Annotated in this window: 11 protein-coding genes; 2 read left to right on the forward strand and 9 right to left on the reverse strand. The window is 40.9% G+C overall.

The features are described 5' to 3' along the window. Positions 1-89 precede the first annotated feature (89 nt). Positions 90-665: a TerD family protein gene (locus ACTXGH_RS02365; RefSeq protein WP_439295862.1), complete on the reverse strand. Its 576-nt coding sequence runs from the start codon at positions 663-665 to the stop codon at positions 90-92. A 320-nt stretch (positions 666-985) separates the two neighbouring features. Here ACTXGH_RS02365 and ACTXGH_RS02370 point away from each other — a divergent pair, with 320 nt between their 5' ends. After that, positions 986-1,645 carry a 7-cyano-7-deazaguanine/7-aminomethyl-7-deazaguanine transporter gene (locus tag ACTXGH_RS02370; protein ID WP_439260526.1) on the forward strand — a complete coding sequence of 220 codons (660 nt, stop codon included), beginning with the start codon at positions 986-988 and terminating at the stop codon, positions 1,643-1,645. Between the two features lie 144 nt (positions 1,646-1,789). Here ACTXGH_RS02370 and ACTXGH_RS02375 read toward each other — a convergent pair whose 3' ends face one another. The 8 genes from ACTXGH_RS02375 to queC all read right to left on the reverse strand — a co-directional run bounded on the left by ACTXGH_RS02375 (position 1,790) and on the right by queC (position 11,860). Beyond that, a complete protein-coding gene (locus tag ACTXGH_RS02375) occupies positions 1,790-2,851 on the reverse strand; it encodes a DUF475 domain-containing protein (RefSeq protein ID WP_439260527.1) in 1,062 nt (353 codons plus the stop codon). A gap of 252 nt (positions 2,852-3,103) precedes the next feature. After that, the gene (locus ACTXGH_RS02380; protein ID WP_439260528.1) at positions 3,104-3,679 is read right to left on the reverse strand and encodes a TerD family protein; all 576 of its coding nucleotides are present in this window, start codon (positions 3,677-3,679) and stop codon (positions 3,104-3,106) included. A 241-nt stretch (positions 3,680-3,920) separates the two neighbouring features. Further along, positions 3,921-6,218: a bifunctional 23S rRNA (guanine(2069)-N(7))-methyltransferase RlmK/23S rRNA (guanine(2445)-N(2))-methyltransferase RlmL gene (gene rlmKL / locus ACTXGH_RS02385; protein WP_439260529.1), complete on the reverse strand. Its 2,298-nt coding sequence runs from the start codon at positions 6,216-6,218 to the stop codon at positions 3,921-3,923. A 192-nt stretch (positions 6,219-6,410) separates the two neighbouring features. Beyond that, positions 6,411-7,616, reverse strand: coding sequence for a mechanosensitive ion channel family protein (locus ACTXGH_RS02390; protein ID WP_439295861.1), 1,206 nt, complete (start codon positions 7,614-7,616; stop codon positions 6,411-6,413). Between the two features lie 117 nt (positions 7,617-7,733). Further along, positions 7,734-9,218, reverse strand: coding sequence for a dihydrolipoyl dehydrogenase (locus tag ACTXGH_RS02395; RefSeq protein WP_439295860.1), 1,485 nt, complete (start codon positions 9,216-9,218; stop codon positions 7,734-7,736). Positions 9,219-9,750: 532 nt separating this feature from the next. Continuing rightward, entirely contained in the window at positions 9,751-10,248 is a 498-nt protein-coding gene (locus ACTXGH_RS02400) for a peroxiredoxin (RefSeq protein WP_439260534.1), read from the reverse strand. Positions 10,249-10,412: 164 nt separating this feature from the next. Then, the gene (locus tag ACTXGH_RS02405; RefSeq protein ID WP_299216741.1) at positions 10,413-10,742 is read right to left on the reverse strand and encodes a hypothetical protein; all 330 of its coding nucleotides are present in this window, start codon (positions 10,740-10,742) and stop codon (positions 10,413-10,415) included. Positions 10,743-11,062: 320 nt separating this feature from the next. Then, positions 11,063-11,860, reverse strand: a complete 798-nt coding sequence (gene queC, locus ACTXGH_RS02410) for a 7-cyano-7-deazaguanine synthase QueC (protein WP_439295859.1) — start codon at positions 11,858-11,860, stop codon at positions 11,063-11,065. Positions 11,861-12,188: 328 nt separating this feature from the next. Between queC and ttcA the strand changes: the two genes are divergently transcribed. Then, on the forward strand, positions 12,189-13,319 hold the full coding sequence (gene ttcA / locus ACTXGH_RS02415) for a tRNA 2-thiocytidine(32) synthetase TtcA (protein ID WP_439260822.1): 1,131 nt from the start codon (positions 12,189-12,191) through the stop codon (positions 13,317-13,319). Positions 13,320-13,369: the final 50 nt, after the last annotated feature.

A 13,369-nucleotide genomic window follows, 5' to 3' on the forward strand; every position in this document is an offset into this window, starting at 1 on the left:
AATGTGGTCAATACACTTGATGGCTTAGGGGGAAATACAATCAGACATCTGATTGACTACGTTTACTCATAAATGGTTAAAATCAATGATTAAACATTGACACCATAAGAGGCAGCTAATGGTCCTAGACCACCGCTAAAGCCTTGACCAACTGCGCGGAATTTCCAATCACCGTTATGGCGGTATAACTCCCCAAAAATCATTGCAGTTTCGGTGCTACCATCTTCTGATAAGTCATAACGTGCGATTTCAGATTGGCCAGTGTCGTTAACGACACGAATATAAGCTTCACCAACTTGACCGAAGTTTTGATTGCGGTTTTGACCTTCATAAATGATGGCGCAAATAGCTACTTTGCTGACGTCAGCTGGAATGCTTGCAAGGTTGATTTTGATTTGTTCATCATCGCCGTCGCCCTCACCAGTACGGTTATCACCAGTATGCTCAACAGCACCATTATCCGACTTTAGGTTGTTAAAAAAGATAAAGTCCTGATCATTACGTACTTTGCCTGCTTCGTTGACCAAAAAGCCAATAGCATCTAAATCAAACTCTTGACCGTCAGTTGCGCGTGGATCCCAGCCAAGACCAACGGTGATATTGGTTAAGCCTGGCGCTTCTTTTGATAAGTTTACGTTGCCGCCTTTTGTTAAGCTAATAGCCATATAAATATCCTTTAGATTAATAATTAAGTGGATTAAAGAATCAAAAAAATGAAATAAAAATCGTGCAGTCGTCTAACAATCAACGTAAATATCAAAAATATCTACCTGTATGTCACGTCCTGCATGTCATTACGTTTTACTATACTAAGCGTTTGCCTACTAAGCAAGGCGAATTTTGTGTGACTATATGACATATACATTTCTATTTATAAAAAAATGGTTTTATTGCAATATTACGCTCATTTTGGCTATTTATTTGATTATGATTTATAATAGCGCGCTCAGGTTCCCTCTACCCTGGTGTAAAAAAAGGCCGCTTTATGACTATCAGTACTGTTTTGACAACCCCAATTGAACCCATTCGCCATAGCCGTGCTTTATTTTGGCTAGTCAGCTTACATATCTTTATCATCGCAAGTAGTAACTACTTGGTGCAATTACCTGTTGAGCTGTTTGGCTTTATCACCACCTGGGGCGCTGTTACCTTTCCTTTTATATTTTTGGTTACTGATTTGACCGTGCGTATCTTTGGTCAAAATCTCGCTAGACGCATTATCTTCTTTGCTATGCTGCCTGCGCTATTGATTTCTTATTATTTTTCAGTAGTATTTTCAAATGGTCAGTTTATTGGTCATGAACACCTGCTGGATTTTAATCTGTTTGTTTTTCGCATTGTTCTTGCAAGCTTTAGCGCTTATGTCGTCGGACAGCTTTTAGATATTCAGGTATTTAATAGATTACGCCGTCTTAGCGTCTGGTGGATTGCGCCCTTAGCATCGACGTTTATTGGTAATCTGGTCGATAGCTTGTGCTTTTTTGCCATTGCCTTTTATAAAAGTCCTGACCCTTTTATGGCGTCGCACTGGGTTGAGATTGGCGCGATGGACTACTTATTTAAGATCGTAATGGGTGTATTTATTTTCTTACCATTATATGGTGTGATATTGGCAAAGTTGCAGAAGATGCTGGCAGGGAAGTAGAGCGTAAAAAAATAAGTTGTGTATACGTAAATGTCTAACACGCTCTAAAAACGGACATAAAAACAGGTCATAACCGATAGTGGCGATGACCTGTCGTGTAACGGCTCAGAACAATTTAAGCATTAAGCTTAGAGTTATCGAGACCTATTCAATTGCTGCTTGCTTACGATATTTGAGTGAAGAAAGTAACGCCCAGCCGATAAAGGCGATACCGATAAGACCAGTAATCAGCTCTGGCACATGAAGCTTCACTGATAACAACATAATAATCGCTAGCGCACCGATAGCATAGTGTGCGCCATGTTCAAGATAAACGAACTCATCAAGTGTGCCTTTGTCCACTAGGAAAATGGTCATAGAACGCACAAACATCGCACCAATAGCAAGACCTAGCATAATAACGATAACGTCGTTGGTAATAGCAAAAGCACCAATGACACCATCAAAACTGAACGAGGCATCAAGGACTTCTAAGTATAAGAAACCAATAATACCGCCTTTCATAATGGCACTGGTCGCTTCCCCGCCCGACATACCATCTTCGTGTTCTAAACCTTCTTCAAGATCGCCCTCGAGCATACCAGATACCACTTGGACACCAAGATAAACTAGAATACCCCAAACGCCAGCGATTAATACAGCAGAAGCTTGCTCTGTACTAGCCCATGATACCGCTATCATCAAGATAATAAGTGCGACAAAGACACTCATAGCATCAACTTTACCCAGTTTTGCCAAACGGCTTTCAAGCCAGTGGAACCATAGGACTTCTTTTTCGTCAAATATAAAGTTTAAGAAAACCAGTAGTAAGAAAATACCACCAAACGCTGAGATTTCAGCATGGTGCGCCATCAGTCTGGCAGAGTACTCTTCTGGGTTGTATAAGGCTAGGTTGATCACTTCCATCATACCAAGGTCAGCGGTAACCGCGACAATGACGATAGGGAAGACCAAGCGCATACCAAATACGGCAATTAAAATACCAACGGTTAAGAAGATTTTTTTCCAAAATTCATCCCAGCCTTTGAGGACTGAGGCGTTGACCACCGCATTATCAAACGATAATGAAATCTCCATGACGGCCAAAATAGCAGTAATAGATAAGGTAGCTATCATGCCACCCATACCGCCATGTGAATATCCCCACCACGCCGCTACCGCTAAGGCAATGGCTGTAAAGATAAAGTCTAAATAAAAATGTCTCATGACACATCCTGTCTGGTTGCGTAAAGCTAAGGTCGGCCTATTATAGACACAAACCACAAAAAAGTGGCTATTGCTAACCACTTTTTATGCATAATTTTAATCGAAACATAAAGCATTATCAGTCGTTTGGCTACCAATAATAGTGACTGTTTTGTAGCTATACTCACTACTATTAATAGAGCAACCTATACTTTAGGTTTTGGATGTGATAGTTATTCTAATAGCAGTATAAGTACTGATTTTAGGACAACTCTAAATATCCACACCATACTGCTGACACATGGCTTGCAATCCACCTGAGTAGCCCTGTCCGACAGCACGGAATTTCCACTCGCCGTTGTGACGATACACTTCGCCAAATACCATGGCCGTCTCAACAGAGTAGTCTTCTGCTAAGTCAAAGCGAACGACCTCAGTACCTGTCTCTTCATTGACGACGCGGATGAAGGCGTTGGCTACTTGACCAAAGTTTTGACTACGAGCAGCAGCATCATGAATAGTAACGGTAACGACAACTTTATCGACATCAGCAGGTACTTGGGTCAAATTTACTTTGATGACTTCATCATCACCGTCACCTTCGCCAGTACGGTTGTCACCCGTATGCTCAACCGCGCCATTGTCGGACTTGAGTTGATTATAAAAGATAAAGTCATGATCACCGCGTACTTTGCCAGCCGTACTTAACAAAAACACACTAGCATCAAGATCGAATTCTGCGCCAGACGTCGCGCGCTCGTCCCAACCAAGACCGATAAGCAGTTTGGATAAATTTGGATCGGTTTTCGTTAGCGATAAGTTACCGCCTTTATTAAGTGATAAAGCCATTTGATAGTCCTTATTATTAGAGTAAGTTCAACGTTTTATTAAAATCGTGTTGATGTTGAGACGATACAAGGAAGAATAATATTGCATCAGAAATGGTGCAAAACCAACACGTAATAACGTTCTATCATAACAACAAAAAATGACCCAATCAAAGCAGATTAGGTCATTGTTGTGTTTATGACAAGGTGAACTACAAATGATAATATTTAAATACTACAGTGAACTTTAGTACATCTAAACTCTAGCGATGACGAATCTCAAAACTTTGATGGATGGGTTTTTTGATATTAAAATCAAAGCCAATAGTCTTTGAGGTAATATCAATGATAGCGTAGCGCTCGCTCAGCTGTTCATCTAATTCAAAGCGAGTAAAGTTGTTTGAAAAATACAACACGCCATCCGAAGTCAAACGATTCATAGCACGGTTGATAAGGGCAGCATGATCACGCTGTACATCAAAAGTACCCTGAAACTTTTTTGAGTTTGAAAAGGTCGGTGGATCGATAAAGATAATATCAAATTGCTCAGTATTGTCCTTAATCCACTCAAAGATATCAGCCGCAACGAATTGATATTTGTTACGACTAACATCCAGACCATTGAGTACAAAGTTTTGTTTGCCCCAGTCTAGATAGTTCTGTGACAAGTCAACGCTAGTGACTTTTTTCGCGCCAGCAAGGGCTGCGTGCACACTCGCTGTACAAGTATAAGCAAATAAGTTTAATACCGATTTACCGCGACTATTGCTCTTGATGCGTGCGCGCATATTACGATGGTCAATGAATAGACCAGTATCGAGATAATCAGTAAAGTTGACATAAAAATATGCACCATCTTCACGAGCGACATAAAACTTACCACGTTTTTCAGTGTCGCCTTGCTTACTATATTGATCATTGCCAGATTGACGTGCACGGGTTTTGATAAAGACTTGCTCGCGGTTGATATCAAATACCTCACGAATACCCATCAATGCCAAATTAAAGCGTTTTTTGGCAGTTTCCGGCGGGATGGTTTTGGGCGGTGCATATTCTTGCACATGCGCATAATCGCCATATAGATCAATTGCGACTTTAAAATCAGGCAAATCAGCATCGTAGACACGGATATTACTGACGTTGTCTTTTTTGGCCAGTTTTTTAAGCTTAGCAAGATTTTTTTGCAGACGGTTGATGAAGTCCTGACCATCTTCTACGTCAATCTCACGCTTTTCAAAGCGACTAACAAGGTTGCCCGTTTGCCCAGCGATGAGTGTTCCGTAACGGAAATAAACGGTGATAGCACCATTATGACAACGTAATGTTTTAGGCGCTTTAATCGGCAAGATATCAACTTGTTCGACATTAGCGGCCAAAATACCAAGCATTGGGTCAATTCCGCTACCAGCAAAGCTATCTTGCAAGATGAGTCCTAACGCATGGTATAACGGTTTTATCATCTCTTCATCACCCAAACGCTCACCATAAGGTGGGTTGGTGATGATTAAAGGGTTGCTCAATCGACCATCATCGACCAGTGGTTTTAACACACCGCTCAATTGGTCAAGAGCGCGGGTTTCTATATCCAGTAGCGGTAGCAAATCTTGCAAACCTGCTGCAATCAGGTTCTTCTCTGTCGCTAGAGTCGCACCGCTATCTGCATCGTAACCTAGTATAAGAGGCAGGGTATCTGGCTGCTCATGAGCAATCGCTAAAGCGTCGCGAAAACGTGTCTGCGCATCATCAATCATTTGCTGCCACAGTGCATCATCATGATGTTGCCATTCATAAAAACCAAATTGATTGGCCGCTTTATCGATACCGACTGCATAATCACAATGCATAAGAAGCGCTTCGATAATAAACGTACCAGAGCCGCACATAGGGTCGATGAGAGCATTGTAAAAAGGTGCGTTACCAGCGTCGTTTTTCTTATGCCAACCAGCACTATAGAGTAGGGCAGCTGCTAGGTTTTCTTTTAATGGGGCTTCGGTCATCGCCACACGGTAACCACGGCGATGCAAACTGGTACCTGATAAGTCTAGATACAGCTCAGCTTGTTTATCATTGACGGTCGCAAATACAGAAAAGTCTGGATTTTTACTATCGACATTAGGACGGCTGTCATAAACTTCATTAAAAGTATCGGCAATCGCATCTTTGATACGCAGCATCGCAAACTGTTGACTGACAGCAACACGCTTGTCAACAGACAGGCGAATCGCAAACGTTTGCTCCAAGCTAAACTGTTCAGTCCAGTTGACCGATTTTGCCAAGCCATAGAGCTGTTCTGCCACATCATAATCTGTATTGATGTTTTTACGTTTGATAAGCATTAGTACTCGTGAAGCCACACGAGACCACAAGCAAATCGTATATAGATCATGCAAAGTACCAGTCACTGCCAGACGGCCCGTACTTTTGATGTCACTTGCAATACCAAAACTTGTCAGCTCAATCTGTAGGGGCACCTCAAGTCCATCGGCACAGGTGATGATAAGATCAAGCGACAACGCTGGTGGAGATACTGTGGAAGAGAGGGGCGCGGCTGTTTCGGACATACGGATACCTGTGGGCTAAATGGATAAATGAGGCGCATCATAAATTACGATGTTTAACCCGCGATTTTACCATATTTCAGGATAGGATGGTTTAAAGTGGTTGGTATTAAGCAATATAGTCGATACTAAGTGTTTGAGTGTGCTAACTAATGATATGCACCAATACCCAATATCTAACGCGTCTCGACTGTTTTATTTCTCATTTTTGGTTAAGGGTAGCGGTTCTGTTTTTATTTCTGGTTCTGCAATGACTTGCGTTGTGGTTGCAAAAGGTTTGGTAGCGATAGGGTAGTCGACATCTTTTGGCATGAGCAACCGCATATGCGGGTAGGGCGTTGAGATATTGGCAGCATCGAAAGCGCGTTTGATATCTTCTTGTAGGTTTTCTTTAATTTTTGGCATACGTGCTACGGCTGCAGGCTTCACCCAAAAGCGCACAATAAAGAATACGCCATATTCACCAATTTCATCGACTGTGGCTGAGGCCTCAGGGCGACTTAACACGACATCGGTGTCAGTCAATACTTGTAAAATCTCTTTGCGAGCTGTATCGATATCATCTTCGAAGGCGATACGCATCCGAAGATCAAAACGTATAAAGTTCTTAGAGGTCAGGTTGATCACCTCAGAGGAGGCCACGTTAGAGTTTGGGATGATAACGGTGATGTTGTCTCGCGTCAAAATATGGGTGGTGCGTAAGGCAATAAGTACCACACGACCTTCGTTTTCATTAATGTGAATCCAGTCGCCCACCTGAAACGATTGTTCGAGCAAGATTGTGATACCAGCGATGAAGTTGGCGAGTGTTGATTGTGCTGCAAAGCCGACTGCTAAGCCAACGATACCAAGACCAGCTACCAAAGATACAATATCGAAGCCAAATTGGGCCATGACGCTGGCAAGTCCAAGCACCCATATTAGTACAGATAAAATATTTTTGAGTAGCTGCTCGATAGAGGCATTAAGACCATAGTGTTGCAGTACTTTATGAATGATCTGTCCTGATGACGTCCACAATATATAGTAGATACCTGCCCAAATACTGGCTTTTGCTGTGGCTTTAACAGTACCTGGCTCAAAGTTAATCTGACTCATAATAGCGATTAGACTAGCGACAACCCATATATAACGCAGTACTGAGCGTACGATGTTACTACGTCGCTCATTAAGACGAAACCGTGTCTTATTGTGCTTTATAATATAAATCGCCAGCCAATAAAAAAACCCTAACACTGCAAGCAGTATCAGGATTTTGATGCCAGTACTAACCAACTCTACTATCTGAGTGGACCAATCAAAAGAATCTTCTTCTACTGAGCCACCAAGCGCAAGATATAAACTGGTATGTAGGTCACGGATAATCTCTTCAAAAAAATCAGTAATACCAGCAATTGCCATTATCTTGTCCATGCAAAGTTAAGTCTCAAATTACTACAAGCTTTGTGCCAATCAACAGTCCAAATAGTGATTGGCACAAGGCATATCTCTTATTTGAAAGTGTAACTGAGCAGACAACTAAAAGCTATACTCCTGTGCATCTTGAGATTGATAAGGTATCTCCATTTTATGCTGGACATCGCGCAGAGCAGTACGCAGACCTTCTAAAATAGTAGGATGATAAAAAGGGGTGTCGAGTAAATCTTTGACACTTATATCATTGGTAATAGCGGTCGCCAATATATGTCCAATGTACTCAGCATCTGGACCAACCATACTGGCACCTAAAACTCTATCGGTTTTTTTACAAGCATAAATATGCAATAGGCCGCAGTTAACACCCATAATACGACTACGTCCTTGGTTGTCAAAACTGACACGGCCGATGACATATTCTAACTCTGGATCCTGTTGTATCTCAGGTAGTGACATACCGACGTTGACAATCTGCGGTGAACAAAACACAATAGAAAAGGGAATAGCTGGCGGACGTATATAAGCGTCTGCCTTATTTTCGCATACTATATTACCTGCACTATATCCTTCATCACTAGCAACATGTAATAGAGGAATATTAGCATTGGCATCACCAACAATATAAACATCAAGATCACCAATCTGACCCGTCTTCTTATCTAATTGTTTTGGCCGGTTTTTGTCATCAAGCTCAACATCTAAATTTTCAATACCCAATTGTTCAATATTATTACGACGTCCAGTCGCGACTAGTACACGTTCACCTTGCCATTGCTGCATCTTACCTGCACTGTCTTCATACTCAATAAAGGCGGACGTCTTATCTTCTCCTTCAACAGTTTGCGTACCTACATTATTGATCTTACTGCCCAAATGCATGGTCAATTCGCGGTTTAAACAAACGATTGCTTTATTGTTGATGTCATCATCTTTAAGTCCAGCAACGCGTTTAGCACGATTGAATAAAGTGACTTCTACGCCTAAGCGTTTAAACGCTTGCGCAAGCTCTAATCCGATAGAACCTGCACCTATGACGGCTATAGATTTGGGCAAGTCTGTCAGCTCAAAGACGGTATCAGACGTCAATAAAGTGTCACCAAGATTGTCAGACCAGTCATCTGGAATATAGGGAGAGCTGCCAGTCGCCACGATAATTTTATTGGCCTTTATCAACTCATCATTAACTTCAATCAAACCCTGTTTATTAATATGCGCGCGCCCTGATATCTTCTTGTTTTCAGGCCAGCTATCTACTTGCTTCTTAATATAGCTTGCAAAATGGCTACGCTCATCACGGACACGTTCCATTACTCGTTTACCATCTATCTGAGTCGTAGCATGAATGCCAAAGTCCTCAGAATGATTGGCGTCATGAGCACGATCAGCTGCGGCAATTAAAAGTTTACTTGGCATACAGCCAACTTGGATACAGGTTGTACTCCAAAACCCGTCATTAATAATAACAATGTTTTCAATAGTTTTACTGGCTTGACGAAACGCGTTCTGACCTGCAGTACCAGCACCAATTACTGCTACCTCTACCTTAAGAGTGACATTCTTGTCAGTGTTACCAGACAGTTTGCTCATATTATCCTCAGTTAGTTGATTATTTATATCTATATTTGACGATTTATTTTTTTAAATAGTGGGCTTTAATACTAAAGCTTATCTAAACGTTATGCACCTATGCATACGTAGCAAGCTGTTGCAAAAATGTGTCATTATTTTCTTAGATGACATAAATGTTTTTACAAAAATATTGATTGAGAATGATAAATATAGTTTCTGTCTTGTCAGAAAGTTTCATAGCAAGTGCTAATAATAAAGTAATGATTACGAAAAGCTTTGATATACAATTAAGTTTACTAAGTCAACATGGCAAACAGATGTCATTAGTGGATGATGCGCTGGCAAGCTTCTATGAAGCTATTAAAGAGTTAAACGCGACTGACAGTGTGACAACTTTAACAATCCAGATTTAGGATTTATGAAAAAATAGTCTTTTGTTGTTAAAAACAAAGAAGCCTTCATAGCTCTGATAAATACCGATGGTCCTTATCAAATCTAAGAAGGCTTTTTAAACATTTACTTGTTCTTCAAGCAATATCAATCGGAGTGATTACGCACTTAGCGTCTCTAACAAACGCTCAGTATAACCTTTTGCTCTTAGGTTGCGCTGCGCGTGGGTCAGTGTCCCGTCCTTATCAAATACAAATACTGAACGCACAAGGCCCATAGTGATTTTTCCATACATATTTTTTTCTTTAATAACGTCAAAGTACTGGCAGAGTTTTTCATCACTATCGCTAATAAGTGGAATTTGTAGATCGTACTTGGTGATGAACTTCTTATGAGACTCAACGCTGTCTCTTGATACGCCAACGATATCATAGCCAAGCTTATCAAAGACAGGTAGATGTTCTGTAAACTCTGTGGCCTGCGTAGTACAACCAGGTGTATCGTCTTTTGGATAAAAGTAAAGAATCAGCCCTTTGTCGGTATGCTCTACAAGCTCTTTTAAGCCGATGCTATCATCAATCAAGTGACCATCTAAATTGCGAACGATCGCTACTGGAAAATCTGGTAGGGTAATACTTTCTGTTGCTGGCTTTGCCATATTAACTTCCTCATCTTATTGAATTCAAAATATAGTCGATGTCAGTTGACTCATTATAGTTAAATTAATAATAGCGATTGATAAATTTTGTATATTGTTTATTTACTAGCAAAAAAAAGACTGACGATTGTCAGTCTTCTTAATACACGCATTTAAAAAATAACTTAAGCAGGCTTTTGGGGTTGTTTTAAGTCCAGACCTTTAGTGCATTGCTGCAAATCTTTTTGCATTGTTTTTACGTAAGGTAGGCCTGATGGGTCTTTTTTATCTTTTGCGTAGCTTTCAATTTCCCACATCTGACCAATCGTCATTTTACTGCGTACATCGATGGTACAGTTACACAGTTTAGTGGCAGTACTCTTGTCAGCGACTTTATATTTGACCGCACCAGTAACGCACTGATTAATATTGTTTTGCTTGATATCAGTAGCATTTGCTTGCGGCATAGCGACCAGACCGATTAATGCTAGGGGTAGTACTTTTAATAGCTTCATATACACTCTCTTATAAATAAACACAGCGCCGATAAAACAAACGCTAAATGGATAATACTGTTGATAGCCAGATATTGTTAAAAAGCTTTTCATCTATCGGCTATGCTGTTATTTGTAAACGATATCTAGTAGGGGTATAAGGATTCATACCATAACAATTATAGCTATCAATGAACACTGTGTACTTGCTGTGTTGATGCAATCAAATGTTACGCTTATGTTTGTCACGTTTATGGTCTGTGCTTTGAGCATAAAGCAGTGTTTAGATGAAGACATTCAAGCATAAACTTAAATACACAAGCAAACTCAAATGTTTGAATTTACTCAGGACGTTGGTACTGTGCTTGGTAATGCGTAGGATCAGCAACGTCAGCTTGAATAAATCCTTGACGACGTAGCGCACAGCTGTCACAAACACCGCAAGCAAGCCCATCTTTATCTGCTTGATAACAAGAAATGGTCTGTCCGTACTCAACACCAAGCGTAAGTCCAAGCTCAATGGTTTGTGCTTTAGACAATCTTTGCAAAGGTGTTTGAATGCTTAAATGATGACCTGTAACGCCAGCTTTGGTCGCAAGGTTTGCCATGTGTTCAAAAGCGGCGATGTACTCGGGACGGCAGTCAGGATACCCAGAATAATCTACTGAGCTGACACCAATAACGATATGATTGGCAGCCGTTACTTCGGCAACTGCCAACGCATAAGACAAGAATATGGTGTTACGCGCAGGTACATAGGTATTTGGAATGGCATCGTTATCAATCTTATCGTGCTTTTTATCAGGGAATTTATCCGCATCCCCATCAGGCACCGTCATACTGTGATCGGTTAATGATGAACCACCAAGCTGGGCAATATCAATATCAATAATGCGGTGATTCACTGCCGCAGTTTTAGCAATCGCTTTTGCTGCAACAAGTTCACTATTATGGCGCTGACCATAATTGAAGCTTACCGCGGTGACGCAAGCATAGCGAGCCTTTGCCCAGTACAAACAAGTGACCGAATCAAGCCCACCTGATAGTAAGACGACAGCATTTTGATCTTGTTGAAGCGTATGTGCAGGAGTTTTGGATACTGAGCTGAAAAAGTCAGATTGCGAGGTAATGTCAGTCATAGTAGTGTCTATTATTGAAAAGCGAAAAACAGCCATTTTAACAAAAATATGGCTACTATTACATAACCATAGAAGTTATAAGACCTATATGGATAACAAGGGTATTGAATTTTATGACTTTAAACCCTGCAATTTAATCTCATCTTTTCAAACTGTTAGCATTTTTTGTTATAATCGCTGCTGCTTTTAGTGCATTAGTAGTAACACGTCATTAAACCTTGTTCTACTATCAATTGCTTTATCGCCAAATCACCTTTGTAAAGATACTGAGTAATCTATGACCGTAGCGACCTTATTCACGCCAAAAAATACGCTTGAGTCTGACAAGATGTCTACTAAAGCACATCTAGATAGCCATACTTTAGAAACTGATGCTTATAGTGTGGAGTATGATGACGCTGATGACGCTGATGACGCTGATGACATCGCTACAGAATCTGCTTCTAAAGATTTAGCTGACGAACAAACTCTTACAGAGTCTGCATTATTTCGCAAATTACAAAAAAAGCTACGCAGGCAGGTTTCGTGGGCCATTCGTGACTTCAACATGATCGAGGATGGTGATGTCGTAATGGTATGCGTTTCGGGCGGTAAAGATAGCTATACGCTGTTAGATATTTTACTGCTATTGAAGCGTATTGCCCCGATCAGCTTTGATATTGTCGCAGTCAACCTTGATCAAAAGCAGCCTGGTTACCCAGAGGATATCCTGCCTGCTTATTTGAATGAGCAAGGTATTGCACATTATATTTTAGAAAAAGACACTTATAGTATTGTCAAAAGCGTCGTGCCAGAAGGGAAGACCTATTGCTCAGCCTGTTCACGTCTGCGCCGAGGCTCTTTATATGGTTTTGCTAAGCAAATCGGTGCAACCAAAATAGCCCTCGGTCATCATCGCGATGATATGTTAGCAACCTTCTTTTTGAATCTGTTTCATGGTGGTGCACTCAAATCAATGCCGCCAAAGCTGCTGAGCGATGACAAGCAAAATATGCTTATTCGTCCATTGGCTTATGTCGAAGAAAAAGACATCATTGAGTATGCCCGCTTAAAAGCATTTCCTATTATTCCATGCAATCTATGCGGCAGCCAAACCAACTTGCAGCGTGCCATCATCAACGATATGCTGCGCGATTGGGATGATGCGCACCCGCAGCGTCTGGCCTCGATATTTAAAGCCATGCAAAATGTTGCGCCATCGCAATTAGCTGATCGTGAATTATTTGATTTTGAACAGCTAAGCTTAGAGCGTGATAACCATGAGCGTCTATTTGAAGGGGATAATATCCAAGCAGGGCAGACCGACAGTCTTGCTGAGATTGGTCTGCCTGTCGCGCCAAAGACTCAGACTTTTAATGCAAAGTTTGATAATAATTATAAACAGTCAGCAGCTTTGGATAACAGAAAAGAAAGTAGCCGTGCCACACAGAAAATCCCTACGATTAATCCACTTCTTTAGCTGCTTATTTAACTAAGTAAAATTGGTTAGTACATAAAAAAACCAGCTTT

It is taken from the genome of Psychrobacter sp. 1Y10 (assembly GCF_052259005.1).
GTDB classification, from domain to species: domain Bacteria; phylum Pseudomonadota; class Gammaproteobacteria; order Pseudomonadales; family Moraxellaceae; genus Psychrobacter; species Psychrobacter saeujeotis.